This window comes from Paenibacillus tritici, from assembly GCF_013204885.1.
GTDB lineage: Bacteria > Bacillota > Bacilli > Paenibacillales > Paenibacillaceae > Paenibacillus_AQ > Paenibacillus_AQ tritici.
This window is the reverse complement of record NZ_JABMKX010000008.1, coordinates 325,791-344,459: the sequence shown is the minus strand read 5'-3', so window position 1 is coordinate 344,459 and position 18,669 is coordinate 325,791. Positions and strand designations below refer to the sequence as shown.

Annotated in this window: 16 protein-coding genes and 1 other RNA gene; 9 read left to right on the top strand and 8 right to left on the bottom strand. The window is 45.7% G+C overall.

Features of this window, described 5'->3' with window-relative positions:
* The first annotated feature begins 23 nt into the window (after positions 1 to 23).
* From gap to eno, 5 genes are all read left to right on the top strand, one after another.
* On the top strand, positions 24 to 1,034 hold the full coding sequence (gene gap / locus HQN87_RS16650; protein WP_036690087.1) for a type I glyceraldehyde-3-phosphate dehydrogenase: 1,011 nt from the start codon (positions 24 to 26) through the stop codon (positions 1,032 to 1,034).
* 217 nt (positions 1,035 to 1,251) lie between these two features.
* Positions 1,252 to 2,433: a phosphoglycerate kinase gene (locus HQN87_RS16645; RefSeq protein ID WP_173135646.1), complete on the top strand. Its 1,182-nt coding sequence runs from the start codon at positions 1,252 to 1,254 to the stop codon at positions 2,431 to 2,433.
* Positions 2,434 to 2,460: 27 nt separating this feature from the next.
* A complete protein-coding gene (gene tpiA / locus HQN87_RS16640) occupies positions 2,461 to 3,216 on the top strand; it encodes a triose-phosphate isomerase (RefSeq protein ID WP_173135643.1) in 756 nt (251 codons plus the stop codon).
* A gap of 2 nt (positions 3,217 to 3,218) precedes the next feature.
* Positions 3,219 to 4,763, top strand: a complete 1,545-nt coding sequence (gene gpmI / locus HQN87_RS16635; RefSeq protein WP_173135639.1) for a 2,3-bisphosphoglycerate-independent phosphoglycerate mutase — start codon at positions 3,219 to 3,221, stop codon at positions 4,761 to 4,763.
* A 62-nt stretch (positions 4,764 to 4,825) separates the two neighbouring features.
* Positions 4,826 to 6,112 carry a phosphopyruvate hydratase gene (gene eno / locus HQN87_RS16630; RefSeq protein WP_173135636.1) on the top strand — a complete coding sequence of 429 codons (1,287 nt, stop codon included), beginning with the start codon at positions 4,826 to 4,828 and terminating at the stop codon, positions 6,110 to 6,112.
* 69 nt (positions 6,113 to 6,181) lie between these two features.
* Here the strand turns inward: eno and HQN87_RS16625 are convergent, their stop codons facing one another.
* The 8 genes from HQN87_RS16625 to HQN87_RS16590 form a co-directional block, all read right to left on the bottom strand.
* Positions 6,182 to 7,471 (bottom strand): MFS transporter, encoded by a 1,290-nt coding sequence (locus tag HQN87_RS16625; protein WP_173135632.1) that lies wholly within the window; start codon positions 7,469 to 7,471, stop codon positions 6,182 to 6,184.
* On the bottom strand, positions 7,468 to 7,827 hold the full coding sequence (locus HQN87_RS33005) for a CPBP family intramembrane glutamic endopeptidase (RefSeq protein ID WP_367272737.1): 360 nt from the start codon (positions 7,825 to 7,827) through the stop codon (positions 7,468 to 7,470). Before HQN87_RS33005 ends, HQN87_RS16625 begins: the two co-directional genes overlap by 4 nt.
* A gap of 572 nt (positions 7,828 to 8,399) precedes the next feature.
* Positions 8,400 to 8,657 (bottom strand): PqqD family protein, encoded by a 258-nt coding sequence (locus tag HQN87_RS16615; protein ID WP_173135626.1) that lies wholly within the window; start codon positions 8,655 to 8,657, stop codon positions 8,400 to 8,402.
* A 13-nt stretch (positions 8,658 to 8,670) separates the two neighbouring features.
* Complete coding sequence (locus HQN87_RS16610; protein ID WP_173135623.1) at positions 8,671 to 9,474, bottom strand: nucleotidyltransferase domain-containing protein; 804 nt, start codon at positions 9,472 to 9,474, stop codon at positions 8,671 to 8,673.
* 15 nt (positions 9,475 to 9,489) lie between these two features.
* Positions 9,490 to 10,104 (bottom strand): dTMP kinase, encoded by a 615-nt coding sequence (gene tmk, locus HQN87_RS16605; protein ID WP_173135620.1) that lies wholly within the window; start codon positions 10,102 to 10,104, stop codon positions 9,490 to 9,492.
* Positions 10,105 to 10,146: 42 nt separating this feature from the next.
* A complete protein-coding gene (locus tag HQN87_RS16600; protein WP_173135617.1) occupies positions 10,147 to 11,100 on the bottom strand; it encodes a peptidase U32 family protein in 954 nt (317 codons plus the stop codon).
* A gap of 92 nt (positions 11,101 to 11,192) precedes the next feature.
* Complete coding sequence (locus tag HQN87_RS16595; protein WP_173135614.1) at positions 11,193 to 12,053, bottom strand: hypothetical protein; 861 nt, start codon at positions 12,051 to 12,053, stop codon at positions 11,193 to 11,195.
* Positions 12,054 to 12,073: 20 nt separating this feature from the next.
* Complete coding sequence (locus HQN87_RS16590; protein WP_173135611.1) at positions 12,074 to 13,447, bottom strand: radical SAM protein; 1,374 nt, start codon at positions 13,445 to 13,447, stop codon at positions 12,074 to 12,076.
* A gap of 270 nt (positions 13,448 to 13,717) precedes the next feature.
* Between HQN87_RS16590 and secG the strand changes: the two genes are divergently transcribed.
* From secG to ssrA, 4 genes are all read left to right on the top strand, one after another.
* Positions 13,718 to 13,951 carry a preprotein translocase subunit SecG gene (gene secG, locus HQN87_RS16585; protein ID WP_173135608.1) on the top strand — a complete coding sequence of 78 codons (234 nt, stop codon included), beginning with the start codon at positions 13,718 to 13,720 and terminating at the stop codon, positions 13,949 to 13,951.
* A gap of 232 nt (positions 13,952 to 14,183) precedes the next feature.
* Positions 14,184 to 17,168 carry a ribonuclease R gene (gene rnr / locus HQN87_RS16580; protein ID WP_173135832.1) on the top strand — a complete coding sequence of 995 codons (2,985 nt, stop codon included), beginning with the start codon at positions 14,184 to 14,186 and terminating at the stop codon, positions 17,166 to 17,168.
* 267 nt (positions 17,169 to 17,435) lie between these two features.
* Positions 17,436 to 17,915 (top strand): SsrA-binding protein SmpB, encoded by a 480-nt coding sequence (smpB, locus tag HQN87_RS16575; protein ID WP_039296783.1) that lies wholly within the window; start codon positions 17,436 to 17,438, stop codon positions 17,913 to 17,915.
* Positions 17,916 to 18,116: 201 nt separating this feature from the next.
* Positions 18,117 to 18,481: a transfer-messenger RNA gene (gene ssrA, locus HQN87_RS16570) on the top strand.
* Positions 18,482 to 18,669: the final 188 nt, after the last annotated feature.

The following is an 18,669-nucleotide window of genomic DNA, read 5'->3' as shown; positions in this document are numbered from 1 at the left end:
CGAAATCTAGGAGGAACTATTCAATGAGTGTAAAAGTTGGTATTAACGGTTTTGGACGTATTGGACGCCTTGCATTCCGCCGTATTCAAAATGTAGAAGGTATCGAAGTGGTAGCGATCAATGACTTGACTGACGCTAAGATGCTTGCTCATTTGCTTAAATATGATACAACTCAAGGTAAATTCCAAGGCGATGTTGAAGTGCATGACGGCTTCTTCAAAGTTAACGGCAAAGATGTTAAGGTACTGGCTAACCGCAACCCTGAAGAACTTCCTTGGGGAGAGCTTGGCGTAGATATCGTTCTGGAATGTACTGGTTTCTTCACAACTAAAGAAGCTGCTGAGAAACACCTTAAAGGCGGAGCCAAGAAGGTTGTTATCTCCGCTCCAGCTACAGGCGACATGAAGACTGTTGTTTACAACGTTAACGATGACATCCTTGACGGTTCCGAAACAGTAATCTCCGGCGCATCTTGCACAACGAACTGCCTGGCTCCAATGGCTAAGGTTCTGAACGACAAATTCGGTATCATCGAAGGCCTGATGACTACGATCCACGCTTACACAGGTGACCAGAATACTCTTGATGCTCCACACGCAAAAGGCGACTTCAGACGCGCCCGCGCTGCTGCTGAGAACATCATCCCTAACACTACCGGTGCTGCAAAAGCAATCGGCCTGGTTATTCCAGAACTGAAGGGCAAACTTGACGGTGCAGCACAACGTGTGCCTGTAGCTACTGGTTCCCTGACTGAGCTGGTTACTGTTCTGGATAAGAGCGTAACTGTTGAAGAAATCAATGCAGCCATGAAGGAAGCTTCCGATCCTGAAACTTACGGCTACACTGAAGATGAAATCGTATCTTCCGACATCAAGGGTATGACTTTCGGTTCCCTGTTCGATGCTACGCAGACTAAAGTTCTGACTGTTGGCGACAAACAACTGGTTAAAACCGTTGCTTGGTATGACAATGAAATGTCCTACACTGCACAGCTCGTTCGTACTTTGGAGAAATTCGCTAAGCTGGCTAAGTAAGACCGACTTCATATAAGCAGGACAATCGAGCGGAAACAAGGAAAGTCTGTTTCCGCTCTTTCTAAAAATATAAGACTTTATAGCCTTGTCGCTATAAAGTATCCTTCTATTTCTCGCTGAAACGGTACCGTCCTTAATGGGACGGCACAATCGCTTCTGCTTGATGAAATGCGGATTCGTGAATGAACCAATTTTGGGTGTGGAGGAAATGTAAATCATGAACAAAAAAAGTGTCCGTGATGTAGAAGTAAAAGGCAAACGCGTATTCGTGCGTGTGGATTTCAACGTGCCAGTGGAAGACGGCAAGATCACTGATGATACCCGTATCCGCGAAACCCTTCCAACAATTAAATACCTGATCGAGAACGGTGCAAAGGTCATTCTGGCCAGCCATATGGGCCGTCCCAAAGGTGAATTCGTCGATTCCATGCGGTTGACATCCGCTGCAGCCCGTCTGTCCGAATTGCTCGGCAAACCGGTAGCCAAAGCTGATGAAGCGATTGGCGAAGCGGTAAAAGCACAAATCGCTGATCTGAATGAGGGCGATGTGCTTGTGCTTGAGAATGTCCGTTTCTATAAAGGTGAAGAAAAGAATGATCCTGAACTGGCTAAGCAGTTTGCTGAACTGGCTGACCTGTTCGTCAATGATGCCTTCGGCGCAGCTCACCGTGCTCATGCATCGACAGAAGGGATCGCTCACTTGCTGCCTGCAGTATCCGGTCTTCTGATGGAGAAGGAATTGTCGGTTCTCGGCAAAGCCCTGACTAACCCGGAACGTCCGTTCACTGCCATCATCGGCGGTTCCAAGGTTAAAGACAAAATTGACGTCATCGACAACCTGCTGACCCTGGCTGACAATGTACTGATTGGCGGCGGCCTTTCTTATACGTTCACCAAGGCTCTGGGTTACGAAATCGGCAAATCCCTGGTAGACAACGACAAGATCGATGCAGCACTTGGTTTCATCGAGAAAGCCAAAGCACTGGGCAAAAACTTTGTGCTTCCGGTTGACGTAGTGGTTGCTGACAAATTCGGTGCGGATGCCAATACCAAAATTGTAGATGTAACAGATATTCCTGCGGATTGGGAAGGCCTGGACATCGGTCCTAAGACTCGTGAAATCTATGCCGATATCATCAAAAACTCCAAGCTGGTTGTATGGAATGGACCGATGGGCGTATTTGAAATCGACAAATTTGCTGAAGGTACCATTGCCGTAGCTCAGGCTTGCGCAACTACCGAAGGTTATACAGTCATTGGCGGCGGTGATTCCGCAGCGGCTGCTGAGAAATTCCACCTCGCAGACCAGATGGATCATATCTCCACTGGCGGCGGCGCATCGCTCGAGTTCATGGAAGGCAAGGCGCTTCCGGGTGTAGAGGCACTGAACGACAAGTAATACCGAAGAGGGAGGCAATTCATTACTATGAGTAGAACACCTATTATTGCAGGCAACTGGAAAATGTTCAAAACCGTTCCGGAAGCCGAAGGCTTCATCGCTGAAATCAAAGGCCAGGCGGAAGTGGCAGGCGTAGAGACTGTAATCTGCGCGCCGTTCACTAACCTGCCTGCACTGGTTGCAGCGGTACAAGGCACCAGCATCAAAATTGGTGCACAGAACCTGCACTTTGAAGATAACGGCGCTTATACAGGCGAGATCAGCGGTGTAATGCTGAAGGACCTCGGCGTTGAGTATGTTATCATCGGTCACTCCGAACGCCGCGCTTATTTCGGCGAAACGGACGAAATCGTCAACAAAAAGATGCATGCGGCATTCCGCCACGGCATCACTCCAATTGTCTGTGTCGGCGAAAAGCTCGAAGAGCGTGAAGCAGACCAGACTAAAGATGTATGTAAAGTTCAGACTGAAGCGGCATTTGCCGGTCTTAGCGCAGAACAGGCAGCAAGCGTAGTTATCGCTTATGAGCCGATCTGGGCGATTGGCACAGGTAAATCCTCCACTTCCCAGGATGCCAACGAAGTCATTGCTTACATCCGTACCCTTGTCAAAGGCCTGTATGATGAAGCAACGGCTGAAGCGGTCCGTATCCAATACGGCGGCAGCGTGAAGCCTGAGAATGTAACGGAGTACATGAGTCAAAGCGACATCGACGGCGCTCTAGTCGGCGGTGCCAGCCTGCAGCCTGCTTCCTTCGTTTCACTCGTTGAGGGGGCGAAGTAAGAATGTCAGCTCCAAGACCTGTAGCTCTAATCATCATGGACGGCTTCGGACTGCGTAACACGGATGAAGGCAATGCCGTGGCCCAAGCCAACAAACCGAACTACGACCGTTACCTGAAGCAATATCCGAATACTACGCTAACCGCTTGCGGCGAGGCTGTAGGTCTGCCGGAAGGCCAAATGGGTAACTCTGAAGTAGGGCATCTTAACATCGGTGCCGGCCGGATTGTATACCAGGACCTGACCCGTATCGACAAGTCGATCCGTGACGGAGAATTCTTCGACAACGAAACGCTGGTTGGCGCGGTAAGAAGTGCTAAATCAACCGGTAAAAAGCTTCACCTCTATGCGCTGGTATCCGACGGCGGCGTACACAGTCACATCAATCACTTGTTCGCCATGCTCGATCTAGCCAAAAAGGAAGATCTGCATGAAGTATATATTCATGCCTTCATGGATGGCCGCGATGTACCGCCTGACAGTGGACAGAAGTTCATTCAGGATCTGGTAGCCAAGATCGAAGAAGTTGGCGTAGGTACGATTGCTACGGTATCCGGACGTTATTTCGCCATGGACCGTGACAAACGCTGGGAACGTGTGGAGAAAGCTTACCGTGCAATGGTGTATGGCGAAGGCCCTAAATATACCGATGCTCTTCAGGCGATCACTGCATCCTACCAGAATTCTGTATATGATGAATTCGTGGAGCCAAGCGTAATTGTGGACAGTCTGAACAACCCGGTTGCGACAGTGGAGAACGGCGATTCCGTCATTTTCCTTAATTTCCGTCCTGACCGTGCGATTCAGCTGTCTCAAGTGTTCACGAACTCGGACTTCCGCGGCTTCGACCGTGGTCCTAAGTTCCCGCAGGGTCTGCACTTCGTATGTCTGACTACCTTCAGCGAGACGGTTCAAGGCTTCGTGGCTTACTCCCCGAAGAATCTTGATAACACGCTTGGTGAAGTACTGGTTCAGCAGAACAAGAAGCAGCTGCGAATCGCGGAGACTGAGAAGTATCCGCACGTGACCTTCTTCTTCAGCGGCGGACGCGATGAAGAGCTTCCCGGCGAGACCCGTATCCTGATTAATTCGCCTAAAGTGGCAACCTATGATCTGCAGCCTGAGATGAGCGCATACGAAGTGGCGGCGGCCTGCGTAGCGGAGATCGAAGCAGACAGACAGGATGCCATTATCCTGAACTTTGCTAACCCTGATATGGTTGGACACTCCGGTATGCTGGAGCCTACCATCAAGGCAGTTGAAGTAACGGACGAATGCGTAGGCAAAGTCGTGGATGCTGTGGTTGCCAAAGGCGGAGTTGCCATTATCATTGCCGATCACGGTAATGCTGATATGGTATTCGATGAGAACGGCCGACCGTTCACAGCCCATACCACCAACCCGGTTCCGTTCATCGTGACCACTGAAGATGTAGTTCTGCGCGAATCCGGTATTCTCGCAGATGTGGCACCAACCATCCTGGATCTCATGGGACTTCCGCAGCCTGCGGAGATGACCGGACAATCCATGATTGCCAGCCGTAAATAAGCAAGATCCGAAGAGTTCCACCGCAACACCCAAAACCAAAGTTAAAAGGAGATTAAACTTACATGACTATTATTTCTGATGTGTATGCTCGCGAAGTCCTTGACTCCCGCGGTAACCCTACTGTAGAGGTTGACGTATATCTGGAATCCGGCGCTAAGGGCCGCGCTATCGTTCCTTCCGGTGCTTCCACTGGCGCTCATGAAGCTGTAGAGCTTCGTGATGGCGACAAATCCCGTTACATGGGTAAAGGCGTTCTGAAAGCTGTTGAGAACGTAAACGACATTATCGCTCCAGAAGTTATCGGTATGGACGCTCTTGACCAAGTGGGCATCGACAAATTGATGATCACTTTGGACGGAACTCCTAACAAAGGCAAGCTGGGCGCTAACGCAATCCTGGCAGTATCCATGGCCGTAGCCCGCGCTGCTGCAACAGCACTGGATATTCCTTTGTACGTATACCTGGGCGGATTCAACGCCAAAACTCTTCCAGTACCAATGATGAACATCATCAACGGTGGTGAGCATGCCGACAACAACATCGACGTTCAAGAGTTCATGGTTCTTCCTGTAGGCGCTCCAAGCTTCAAAGAAGCTCTTCGTACAGGTGCTGAAATCTTCCACAACCTGAAGTCCGTACTGCAATCCAAAGGCCTGAACACAGCTGTTGGTGACGAAGGCGGTTTCGCACCGAACCTTGGTTCCAATGAAGAAGCAATCACTACCATTATCGAAGCGATCGAAAAAGCCGGTTACAAACCAGGCGTTGACGTATTCCTCGGTATGGACGTTGCCTCCACTGAGTTCTACAAAGACGGTAAATACACACTTGCAGGCGAAGGTAAATCTTACACTTCTGCTGAATATGTTGACCTTCTTGCTTCATGGGTTGAGAAGTACCCAATCATCACCATCGAAGACGGTATGTCCGAAGACGACTGGGATGGCTGGAAATTGCTTACTGAAAAATTGGGCGACAAAGTCCAATTGGTTGGTGATGATCTGTTCGTTACGAACACTGAGCGTCTGGCAACAGGTATTGAAAAAGGTATCGGTAACTCCATCCTGGTTAAGGTTAACCAGATTGGTACACTGACTGAAACCTTCGATGCTATCGAAATGGCTAAACGCGCTGGTTACACAGCCGTTATCTCCCACCGTTCCGGTGAATCCGAAGACAGCACAATCGCTGACATCGCTGTAGCGACTAACGCTGGCCAGATCAAAACGGGTGCTCCTTCCCGTACAGACCGTGTGGCTAAATACAACCAGTTGCTTCGCATCGAAGATGAACTGGGTGAATTGGCTCAATACAACGGCCTGAAATCCTTCTACAACCTCAAAAGATAATTTCTTTTGACCTAACATTAAGAGCCTGCCGGTTTCCGGCAGGCTCTTTTTTTTAGAGCGTGTTAGGTTTTACAGATTCACGCTATTTGCTTCAGTTTTGTTTGATCTGGAGCCTTTTGCATGATGAGCAGCTGAAATCAATTTGGAAAAGAGCAGACAGCTTGCTAATCCCACCAAAAATATCTCTATTGAAAGAATATATTTTGAGAAAATCGCCCCTAACGTGACAGCCATGCTGCCTAACATGACTGCACCACGGGTTGTTATGGCATTCAGAGCCATATAAGATCCTCGTTTGTCATCTGGAATAATATCTGCCATCAGAGCTTGTTTATGCGGTATATAGATCAGTTCTCCTATTGCAACGATTGCCATCATAAATAACAAGACCCATGAGCTTGTTTCATAACTAATTATTGAATTCCCAATAGTGTATAAAAGCATCCCGGCTATGATTGCATATCTGGAATTCATCTTTTTTGTGAAATACGAAAAAATTGAGGTGAAAAGAATAACGATACCAGCGTTTAAAGTATTCAGTATTCCAAATAAATTATACCCGTCAATGACAAAGGAAAAATTCCCCAAGCTAAATAGGGTCTGTTCACTAACCTCATGGACTAAACGTACCGCAATAAAGTTGCTGGTTTGGGTCTGAACGGAGAGATCAAGCAGGGAAGCGGCAAGGAATAATAAAAAAATACTATCGGTGCTAACCGTTCTATAGTTGTTAAGGAGCTGCCTCCCGAATCGTTTTTTTGGGATATTAGACTTTGAATTCATACAGTTTTGTCTATCCTTGATTAAAAAAATAAGAATACAAAGAGATAGAAGAGACATGAGAGACAAGAACGACAGCAGAATCATTCGGTTTTCCTTGAAGAAAAAGCCTCCAAGTAAACTTCCCGCCAGGAGTGAAAGATTCCACAGCCAATAATCCAGTGTGTATATATACTTTCTTTGTTCCTGGTTGCTCGAATCGATTACGAGCGCTTCACCAGCAGGTCCTGAAACTCCAGCAGCTGCAGAGCTTATAGTCATGGCAAAGTATACAACTATGGCTGAATCAAACAAGGATGTACTTTCCAGTAACATGGGTAGAAGAGCCACAAATCTGACAAGTTCACTTACAATCATAACCTTTCTTCTGCCGAACTGATCTGACAAATAACCGCCGTAAAATCCGGCAATAAAAGCCAGCATTACATTGAACGCTATCAAAACTCCGGCAAACTTTGCGCCTAGCGTAAGTGAAAAATAGATAACCATGAAGGGCTGTATTGAATTTCCTACGATTTGCGTAAAAAACCTTTCAATAAGTCTTATCCTTACATTTGTATCAAGACTTAAAAACTTCATTTCGGGTCACTCCCTTCTACATTACTATTCAATTTGGCTGGCAAATACAATTTAAAGAAAGCAATAATGATATTAGGAAGGTTGTAGAGGAAATGACCGAGTATGGGGAAGAGAATGTTATGCGTGTAGAAAAAGCTGTAAAACCAGCTGCAGCCTAGAAGAAAGATAATTATGTATGATCTTAAAGTAAATGTCTCACGCGTCTCTTTCTGCAGATAGTGTGAAAATGAAAATAATATTGAGGTAATGACCGCTAAAGGGGCATGAGTCCAGAGCGACATCAAATTGTACGAAAAAAACCTGTAGAATAACTCTTCAACAATAGCACTTCCGATTAAAGAAGCTTCAACCAGCAAGAAATGTTCTAAGGTTATAGGTTTGAGGAAATAATAGATGTCCTTTTGGAAAAACAATTTATTACTATCGAGCTGTAGAATTAGAGCAATTGTGCTTGGTATGACAGCCAAAGAAATTCCAATAAGGAGAGAGACCTGTGGAGCAGATTCTATATAGTCATTGTTGATTGTAAACAGGAACAAAGGTAAAACATAGGGTGCAAAAAATAATATTGTTCTGATAAATGAAGAAGCCCGGAAATTGCGTGTAAATTTCTTTATAAGATGGGAAGCGTAAATAACGAACGAATAGATTAGCAGAAAATAAATTAGCTGAAGTATCAAAATATCCCAACCGTTCTTTTTATTCTGATATTATCTCTATTTAAGGAAGAAGATGTCCTTAGGAAAAACTAATAATTACTTAGCTTTATAGTTTTTGAGATGCTGCTGGGGCAGTAACCTTTTTTAATTTCGGTTTTTTATAGGGTTTATTCACGTAGTTCACCTCCTGCCTCTAAATTCTGGCCTTGAATATTTAGGACATCTTCTTCTTAAAATAGAGATAATAAATAGAAATAATTACAACTTATTCAAACAACCAATTCAATCATTTTGGCGTTGGTGAGTTCGGTTAAATAATCTTTAACATCCGAATAGGCAGCGTCAAAGGTGATATTATATTGTTCAGAGACTATAGATGCGATCTGTTCATCCGTCCTTTCGTTATTGACAAGCTTCCATATTAACTCTTCAATCTCTCCAAAAAGATAAACATCGTTATTAAGTAGTGCATAGGTTTTTCCAGAAATGACTCTTAAATGTACAAAAATATTCTTCTCATACTTCATGAGGTTCTCTCCCTTATTTAGATTTGAGCAAATCCTGTGAAAGATCATTGAGATATTGGCAGAATTGAATGGTTTCTTTTAGCTGATATCCAATAGTTTGTTCATCATAAGAGTATCCCTGGAGCCTCATGTACTTCTCAAGTAAACTCATATCCTGCTGATTGGCACAATAACGTTGAAGCTTTCGATACAGCCACTTAGGGTTGGGATTTGTCTCTCCTTGGAGTGCAAGAAACATTGTTGCGCTTATTTCAAGCAGCTTCCTGAGTGCAAAAAAGCATGTTCCAAAATCTCTGGACTGGTAGGCCCCTTCCAGGTCCTCAATCACATGTGAATAAAACGCAGACTGATTTAGCGCCAAATAAAAATTTAAATTATTAAAATTGATATTTTGGATTATGGCTACATGTTCAGCAGATACCTTTATCATTTTAGAAAATCTCAGACGGTGTAAAAAATCAAGATCTTCTTTATCAAATTCATCAGGTCTTCGGTCTAACTGGTGATTAAAATCATTTAGTTTTGTAATTAGCTGCCCAAAATCCTCCCGGCTTATAAAAGTGAAATCATGTCTTAATTCTTCAAGCACAGTATTATAAATAATGGTGTTTTTTTCTTTAATCACAGCTTGGTTAGTTTCTTTGCTACCCAGTTCTGATGCTTCGGGCAAGTGTTCGGAAACTACAAAAACATCAATATCCGAACCGACATTTCCAAATCCTTCGATGGTCGACCCTGCTAAATAAACGAACGCTGTATTTAACAAACGATTTGGAATCTGCTTTAGAATAACTTCAGCATTATGAGTTTGTTCCAAAAAAACATCTCCTTATTAAGACTTCATCTGGATATTCAGTTTTTTGCTGACTTCAGCTTGAATCCTCTTTTCAATCTCTGCTTGAGGCCGGGTCGTATCAAGTAGAATAAAATGATGATCATCTTTCATTTCAAGAAATTTTTCTCTGGCTCTGGTCAAAATATCTTTAGTCTCGTTCATCGAACGTCCCTCATTGCGTTCGTCAATTCTTTCCAGAGAAAGATGGACAGGAACGTCCAAAAGAAAAACCAAATCAGGTTTTATGCAGGCTTCTAAACAAGCTTTTAATGTTTGTGTCTCAATATTACGTGCGTAGGCATAAGCGTAATGTGAAAATATCCAGCGATCCACCACTACGGTGATATCCTCTGCAATCCACTTTTTCACAATTTCGCTCTGTTGGAATAATTCAAAAGCAAGGAGAATGCTCCTATGCTCTCTGGGCATGGGTTTCTTGTTGAGTTCGGAAAACTTTGTACATACTGTATGAAGTTGCGATAGAAAAGCATTATCAGAATTAATTGGTTTATGCTTCTGTGCTTTTATTTGTTTCTCCAACAACCAGTTAGATAAAAATTCAGCGTGAGTACTCTTTCCAGAGCCGTCAATACCACAAAATGCTATAAGCATAATAGCTCCCCCAATATACAAAAGTGATGTTTAATGCTCTGTTTAAAGATAAGAGTTGGTTACTTTGCTTTTCATGTATTTACATCGTTTCTTTGAGCACCACTTGCTCCAGAATTCCTTACACTCAGAAAAGGCTAAATTCCTGGCTGTCATATAATCCATTTGATCCTCCAGGTAAGTAACACATTTTGAATATGTCCGCACAATATCCTCGGTAACTTTAATTGGGATTTCTCTCCCGGTAATTTTAAGTGTCGATACTCCCATTTCATACAGTTTGCCAATGCTGCAAAGGGAACAATATAAATTACTGTCGTAAAAAGAGTAGTCCTGTTCAACTGAGCTTTCAGTGATGACATCATATTTTGATTTACATGGAAAGCCTAAGTCAAGCGACTCACCCATGTTATGGTAAAGGCTGCAGCGTCCGTTCAAAAAAGTCCCTCCGAAATTGGCAAACACCTCAATGTCTATACCTTCAACAAGACATATTTCCCGAATCTCATCGGTTAACATATGGTACTCAAGAGTAACCCTTTTAAAGCCGAGATTTTTCAAAAAGCGGACCTGCTCTGCATTAATAGTTGCTAAATAAACACTTGCATAACATGGAATATCGATATTGTGTTCTCTCAATAATAAATATTGGCCGATGTCTGCAATGACTACGTTATCTATGCCGCAGTTAATTCCTATTTGAATGTAATCAATATAGTTTTGTTCAATTCTGCTTCTTTCACTGCTAGGGAGGCTAAATTGGGGGAGGTTGGACAGAAAGCTGACCTGTGCGTTATTATCATGAGCCAGTTGAATCGTTTCTTTCAACTCAGATTCGTCTATTGTTATTTGTGGGTTATAGGAATTAGAATTCCCCCTTGCACTGTATGAAATGTTTTTAAAGGCTCCGAAGGAAGCGCCCAGATATATTTCACCTGCGCCCGCCCCCAGCATCTTTTCTGCTGACTCTAACGAAATTACTGGAGCTTTAACTTTCATAAAAAAACCTCACTTAGTATAATTTTTAACTCGGGATATGCATTCAAAGAAGGTGAAAAAATTCACGAAATTATCCGTGACACAAAACGGTTTTAGCGATTGAATTGAGGTCGATTAAATGTATAATCTACAATTCCGTATTTAATTGAATCAGACCTGTCGATTAAGAAGTTGTAATCAGGGTTGCGATAATAAGTGATATTGCCAGCAACAATGTATTGCGGAACAACCTGCTTTACTTCTTCTGAAGGCTCTATGTATCCATCCTCTTTTAAACTCCATAACCTAGATAATTTCAGTACAGCCGGTTGTTCACACTTCTCTTTACAATCAGGGTATTTAACATCGTGATACTGCGCTTGGCTGCAAATCCTGCTTGCTGCACCGATTATTGTATCGAGATGAACGATTATATCAAGGCCTCTTTCAGAGATTTCATTTAGACCTGCTATATTCTTTTTGTTGACACTAAGATGAACGCCTGTAACCCCCATATCTTGAAAAAGTTTAATTTTTCTTGGATCATTCATTACAAAGCCGTTCATGTACTTTTGTACATGTTCATCCTCATTCCGGTTTAAATGATCAGACCAAGGACATTCTGAGAATGATTTGGTAAGCAGCCGTCCAAGATAATACTTTACACCGGAGTCCTTGTGGTTGTCCGCCGTATAATAAAACAGGCCGTAATCATTAAATGTTATCGAAGCGATTAATTTGGATGAAATTAACTCATCGATCCTATCTTTTGCTAGCTGTAGATTAGTTTGAGATACAAGCGGTGTGATGAGATGTATTTCTATGGTTTCATCACTTTTCTTAAGCTGTTGAAGTTCATCTTTGCAGGGGAGCTTATAAATACAACCCTCATTTCCAATAAACACACACGAACCTTTTTCCAGCTTACTAAATTCGATTTCATTAAAATTTCGGAAAAAAAGGGCTGTCTTCATGATATCACCGGTCCTCTACACTATTTTTGATTAATAAAGTCTTCACTACTGATATCATCATTTATTAGATTGCAGCGGTTAGACTGAAACTTATAGTTGCTGATTGCAAGGCGCTCTCTGTGGACACAACTATTTATACACGTAGCGTAATCGTCACAAGAATTGCACACTTGATTTGGCGATTTAACAGTTCTATAAGTGTCAAAATAATCAGCTTCTTGCCATAACCATGATAATTTGTGGTCACGGACATTCAGGCCTGAAGGACTTGAGCATGCGCAAGCAGATGTATCGCCGCTCTCAGTAACGTACAGCATGTAAAGGCCGCCTTCACAAATCTGCAATGGTCTTTCATCCTGCATGAAGGACTGTGGTGCGGAAATATATAATATATTCTTGTATTGAGCTCTCAATGATTTAATTAATTGAATGGCTTGATTTAATTCTGCAGCACTGAGCCTTATTTCGTTCCATACATTTTGAGCGTAACCTACAGGCATAACGGGATAAAAGTAAATACTGTATAGATTATGCTTCAGGCAAAACTCGACGATCTCAGGGATATACTTAATATTTTCACTTGTCAGAACACAGCATACGCCCAGCCGTATACCATAATCCATAATGGAACATATGTTAGTTATGTTCTTTTCGATATACTGGTTTCGTATCCTGTCCTCCGCGAATTTTCCGATCATATTGTATGAAATTTGAACTTCATTCAGGTGGGAGCTGACAATGCGCTCTGAATATTTGTCGATGTTATATCCGCTTGTCAATAGTACTATTCTTCTATAATCCAGCTCATGCGCGTACTCTATAAGCTCCAGTGTCTCATGTACGATTTCGTTATGTAGGGGTTCTCCGCCAGTTAAAGAAACCGTTTGGGCGCCTAACTCGGATGCTTCAAGAATGACTCTTTTCTTTTCTGCCAGCGATAGCTCGGATTGTGAGGAATGGATTTTCTTACTGCAGTATGTACAATTAAAAGGACACTTAGCGGTGACGGCCAATTCCAGCTTACCTAAAGAAATAAATCTTTTGTTGCATTCAGATTGAGCATAATTGAGGATTTTTGCAGGGTTGAATGAATAGTGCCGATGCAGTACTTTCTGGGGAGGCCCGTATTGTAGTATGTGATATTCCAGGAATTCATCCAGAGTGTTCTCAATTTCCTGTAGAGACAAGTTAAAGGCCGCTTCATATTTCTGAACATTATTATGTACATCTGTTGCATTACTCATTTCCTCAGAGAAAAGATAAATTAGAAGCTTGTTATAATTAACACTTATTCTTATTCCATATTCGGTTATTATTTCGAAATGGTTCTGATCTACCTTGAAGACACCTTGTTTAGGCTGGCAGAATGTGTATTGATACTTTGAAGGCTTCATTTTTTCACACCCATATCGTATTTTTAAGCACTACAACGAAAAATACATATTTTAATTCGTTGCCCACCTTATTTTATTTATGTTATATATTAAAATAAAAAGGAAAAAATATGTATATGACATTTCTCTCCACTGAAATCTAAAGAGAGGTACACAGCAAGGTATTGTTGTATTTAGTTCGCTGCTATGATAAAATAAGAATGCTGTTTATGAAACGGAAATTCTAATTTAGCATAGATAGTGATGCTTGGACGTAGGAGGTGGAAGTGAATGGATATCTTTTTGAAAGTGGTGCTTCTGATTTTTGCCGTAGGTCTGATTGCGGTCGTTCTTCTGCAAAAAGGGAAAAGTGCAGGTCTTTCCGGTGCCATCTCCGGCGGTGCTGAGCATCTCTTCGGTAAAACAAAAGCACGCGGTATGGAGCTTGTGCTGCAGCGTGTAACGGTTGGCTTGGCAGCGGGATTCTTCATTATGTCAATCGTAGTAGCCGTTGTTGTTGACTAATTGGTCTACAGTAAGCCTTCGCTCTGTTCTGAATGGAATAGGCGGGGGCTTTTTTGTATGCAAATTTGACCATCTGAACCTCATAACAGGGATGCCCGGGATTGATTTCGTGTATACTAGGGTATGAAGTATGTAAAGGTAAATTTTACTTGAATTCTAAGCTGTGCAATAGGACAAGACATACATATATGCCAGCGGCATGTGTGTGCTGCGGGAGGCCGAGGTGACGAACATGATAACACAGGAAATCTTACTTGATTTCATGCGGGAGACCGCTTATAAACCACTGACTTATGAAGAACTGGTGAGCCATTTCGCAATTGAGGATAGTGCACAGTTCAAAGCCTTCGAGGGCTTGCTGATTGAACTGGAAAAGGACGGCCGGATCATTCTGACCCGGAATAGCCGCTATGGCGTACCGGAACGGATGGATTTGTTGCGCGGACGGCTGCAGGCTCATGCGAAGGGTTTTGCTTTTCTGATTCCCGATGACAAAGAGCACCCGGATGTATATATCCACGCCAATGATCTAAAAGGCGCAATGAATGGCGATATCGTATTGATCCGCATTACCTCCAAAAGCCCGTCCGGCGGGCGTATGGAAGGTGAAGTGGAACGGATACTGATCAGAGGCGTGTCGCAGACGGTGGGCGTCTTCCAGAGCATGGAGACCTACGGCTTCGTACTGCCTGATGATAAGCGGATTAACCGGGATATTTTCATTCCCAGGGAGTCTTTCAAGGGTGCAGTGGACGGGGAAAAGGTTGTTGTCCGCATTGTGAACTATCCGGAGGGCCGCTCTGCGGCTGAAGGTGAGATCATTGAGATCCTTGGTCATAAGGATGACCCGGGTGTGGATATTCTGTCGGTCATCCGCAAGCATCAGCTGCCGGAGGCTTTTCCGGCTGAGGTGATGACGGAAGCGGAGCAGGCACCGGATTCCATCACGGATGAAGAAATTATCCAGCAGGGCCGCCGTGATCTGCGCGGACTCAATATCGTAACGATTGACGGGGCGGATGCGAAGGACCTGGATGATGCGGTGAACGTTGAGCGCCTGGAGAATGGTCATTATAAGCTGGGTGTTCATATCGCCGATGTTGGCTATTATGTGCGTGAAGGCTCAGAGCTGGACAAGGAAGCCTATGACCGGGGATGCAGCGTATATCTGGTTGACCGGGTCATTCCGATGCTTCCGCACCGGCTGTCGAACGGGATCTGTAGCTTGAATCCGCAGGTAGACCGGCTAACGATGTCCTGTGAGATGGAATTCGACGAGCAGATGAAGGTCGTGAAGCATGATGTGTTCACCAGTGTAATCCGTACCAAGGAGAGAATGACCTATTCGGATGTACGCAAGATTGTCGAGGATGAAGATCCTGAGCTGCTGGAGCGTTATGCTCCGCTGATCGGTGATTTCCGGCTGATGAAGGAGATCGCGATGAAGCTGCGCGATGCCCGGATGCGGCGCGGGGCGGTTGACTTCGACTTTGAAGAAAGCAAGATCATCGTAGATGAGACCGGTAAGGCTATCGACATTGTGAAACGGGAGCGCTCCGTGGCGGAGCAGATTATCGAGGAGTTCATGCTTGCGGCGAATGAGACGGTAGCTGAACACTTCCACTGGTTAAAGGTACCGTTTCTGTACCGGATTCATGAAGATCCAGACCCGGAGAAGCTGCAGAATTTCATGGCTTTTGCCGCTAACTTCGGCCATCATGTGAAGGGACGGGGGAATTCTGTCCATCCGCGCGCCTTGCAGGATCTGCTGGAGCAGATTCAGGGTACCAAGGAGCAGACGGTGATCAGCACGATGATGCTGCGCTCCATGAAGCAGGCGAAATATGATGCCGAGAGCACTGGACATTTCGGGCTGGCGGCAGAATTCTATTCCCACTTCACCTCCCCTATCCGCCGTTATCCTGACTTGGTCATTCACCGCGTCATGCGTGAGGTACTGGAGAACGGCGGTGCGCTGACGGATAAACGCCATGAATACCTGGCATCCCGGATGCCGGATATCGCCCAGCAGTCATCGGAGCGTGAGCGTGTGGCCGTAGAGGCTGAGCGCGATACCGAGCAGCTGAAAAAAGCAGAATTCATGCAAGACAAGGTTGGCGAGGAATTCGACGCCATGATCAGCAGTGTGACCAGCTTCGGGATGTTCATTGAGCTGGACAACACCGTCGAAGGTCTGATCCGTCTCAGTGCGCTGAGCGATGATTACTACCATTTCGACGAAGCCCATATGGCACTCATTGGTGAGCGCACCTCTAAGGTGTTCCGCATTGGCGATGAGGTGAAGATCCGTGTAGCCAAGGTGAACATGGATGACCACACCATCGACTTCGAGCTGGTCGATATGAAGCCGCGTGCGGCGGGAGACCACCGCAATTACGGTGGGCGGGGCGGCAAAGGCGGCCGTCCAGGCGCCGGAGGCCTCAGCAAGCCGTTCTCAGGCAAAGCCGGAGGCGGCAAGGGCCGTGGTAAAGGCAAGCCCGGCAGCGCTGCTGCCGGTGCTAAGAGCGGCGCTGCCAAGAGCAAGAATGGCAGCGCGGGCAAAGGCGGCATCTTCGGCGGTGCCGGGAAGGGCAAGAACGGCACCGGGGCTGGTAAAGGCGGCATTTTTGGCGGTGCCGCTAAGGGCATGAACGATGCCGGAGCCGATACAGGCGGCATCTTCGGCAGTGCAGGCAAGAGCGGCGGCGCTGACGCTGGCGCCGGGGAAGGGCCGCGCGCAGATGCAGCGCCGGCTGGGGACAGCGGCGGCGCAGCAGGCAGCGGCCGTAAGCGCGGACGCGGGCCGGAAGCTGCGGCGCGGCGTGCACTTGCCGCCGCGTCAGCAGCGGGCGGCGCGGCGAAGGCGGACCGCCGGGGCGAAGCCGGCGGACGCGGCATAGCCTTCGGCTTCGGCTCCGGCAAGGGCGGCTACGGCGCGCCGGGCGGTGGCGGGTCTGAGCAGGCGGGCGGTGAGCTGCGCGGCGTAGACGCGAGCACACGGTTCCGCAGCCGCGAGGATCTCGGGGCCGACGGCCGCGGCGCGGCGCCGGAGGATAAGGGACGCCGCAAGAAGAAGAAAGGCGGCGTCTTCATCGGCACTTCGGTGACTCCAGGGAACGTGGAGACTACCAATCCGGCAGCGGCAGGCGCTGGCGATAAGAGCGGTAACCCGGAGGGCGGCGGCCGCAAGAAGCGGAAGAAGAAGACACAAGAGTAGGCTTGTATATATGGCACTGTTCCTTACGGGGACAGTGCTTTTTTAAACAGATAAGAAAATAGACGGCGCTGCCGTTTCTACTTGTTAAAATTATAATTCATATTGTTCCACACGATCGCTTCCTGACACCCGTATGTCAAAATGTTTACTATGGATTACTATGCTATAGGGTGATCCTTCCTTGCACTGCCTGCTTGACTTTTGATACAATATAGACCTGATGTCCGTTCATGACGGGCCGGGAATTCGATTCAAGGAGTGACTTTCATGGGTAAAAAAGCAGACGGGAAAGTGCTTGCCCAGAACAAAAAAGCTTCCCATGATTATTTCATTGAGGATACTTATGAGGCAGGTTTGGTTCTGACAGGTACAGAAATCAAATCGCTGCGTAACGGCCGCGCTAACATTGGCGATGCTTTTGCTACCATCCGGAACGGCGAGATTCATATTCACAATATGCATATCAGCCCTTTTGAACAAGGGAACCGCGCTAATCCTACTGATCCGACGCGTACACGGAAGCTGCTTATGCATAAGGAGCAGATCCACAAGCTGCTCGGCTCATCCAAACGCGATGGCTTCACCATTGTGCCGCTGAAGATTTATGTACGCAATGGCTATGCTAAGCTCTTGATAGGTCTTGGTAAAGGGAAGAAGGAATATGATAAACGGGATTCCGCCGCGAAGCGTGATGCTCAGCGTGATATCCAGCGTGTCCTGCGCGACAAGCAGAAGATCGCCCGCTAGGTTATTAACCACCAGCCGCCCAATTGTTCCAGATTCGACCTTCAATTCCTCTAACCCACGTGTTAAAGTGTTGATAAATGTGCTATACTGTGTAAGTAAACTTATTGCTTCTGAACAGCCATCTTGATCAAGATCGCTGTGAACCGGATCAGCATTTATGCTTGTGATTGATCCGTTAATCCGAAGCGCCCTTTCTAATGAGGGGCCGTTCTTGGATTCGACGGGGATAGTTCGAGCATGAGTAGCGAGTAGTGGGGACGCGTCCGCTTCATCAACGCTAAAGCCTATTAAACGGCAAACAACAAAACAACTACGCTTTCGCAGCCTAAGAAACTGTGTGCGTGCTTCTACCCTGCATCGCCCATGTGACAGGGATAGGGGCTAACAAGTAGTGGGATACGCCGTCTCATCTCCGCCTGCGGTGAGCTGAAGAAGATAATCAGGCTGACCCGAAGGGGACCCGGTTACGGGGGGCTTCTAGGGTGACATCAAAACTGTAACTACACTCGTAGAAGCTTATGTGCCGTTATCTTCGGACAGGGGTTCGACTCCCCTCGGCTCCATATGGAGTATCAGTAAAAGACACCTTAATCGGTGTCTTTTATGTTTTCAGGAGATAATCAGGGTTACAGTGTGGTTGAAAATCCTTGATAACACTGGGTTTTCGAACAGCGCTGCCCATGAATAGCATAAGTCTCTCTCATAAGGTTTATTCTGTGCTACGTGAACAGCCATGAATACGAGAAGGTACAGC

Excerpts from the sequence above, each read along its gene's own strand:
- gap (WP_036690087.1), top strand. The coding sequence starts at position 24 with ATGAGTGTAAAAGTTGGTATTAACGGTTTTGGACGTATTGGACGCCTT.
- HQN87_RS16645 (WP_173135646.1), top strand. The coding sequence starts at position 1,252 with ATGAACAAAAAAAGTGTCCGTGATGTAGAAGTAAAAGGCAAACGCGTA.
- tpiA (WP_173135643.1), top strand. The coding sequence starts at position 2,461 with ATGAGTAGAACACCTATTATTGCAGGCAACTGGAAAATGTTCAAAACC.
- gpmI (WP_173135639.1), top strand. The coding sequence starts at position 3,219 with ATGTCAGCTCCAAGACCTGTAGCTCTAATCATCATGGACGGCTTCGGA.
- eno (WP_173135636.1), top strand. The coding sequence starts at position 4,826 with ATGACTATTATTTCTGATGTGTATGCTCGCGAAGTCCTTGACTCCCGC.
- HQN87_RS16625 (WP_173135632.1), bottom strand. The coding sequence starts at position 7,471 with ATGAAGTTTTTAAGTCTTGATACAAATGTAAGGATAAGACTTATTGAA.
- HQN87_RS16615 (WP_173135626.1), bottom strand. The coding sequence starts at position 8,657 with ATGAAGTATGAGAAGAATATTTTTGTACATTTAAGAGTCATTTCTGGA.
- tmk (WP_173135620.1), bottom strand. The coding sequence starts at position 10,104 with ATGCTTATAGCATTTTGTGGTATTGACGGCTCTGGAAAGAGTACTCAC.
- HQN87_RS16600 (WP_173135617.1), bottom strand. The coding sequence starts at position 11,100 with ATGAAAGTTAAAGCTCCAGTAATTTCGTTAGAGTCAGCAGAAAAGATG.
- HQN87_RS16595 (WP_173135614.1), bottom strand. The coding sequence starts at position 12,053 with ATGAAGACAGCCCTTTTTTTCCGAAATTTTAATGAAATCGAATTTAGT.
- HQN87_RS16590 (WP_173135611.1), bottom strand. The coding sequence starts at position 13,447 with ATGAAGCCTTCAAAGTATCAATACACATTCTGCCAGCCTAAACAAGGT.
- secG (WP_173135608.1), top strand. The coding sequence starts at position 13,718 with ATGGATATCTTTTTGAAAGTGGTGCTTCTGATTTTTGCCGTAGGTCTG.
- rnr (WP_173135832.1), top strand. The coding sequence starts at position 14,184 with ATGATAACACAGGAAATCTTACTTGATTTCATGCGGGAGACCGCTTAT.
- smpB (WP_039296783.1), top strand. The coding sequence starts at position 17,436 with ATGGGTAAAAAAGCAGACGGGAAAGTGCTTGCCCAGAACAAAAAAGCT.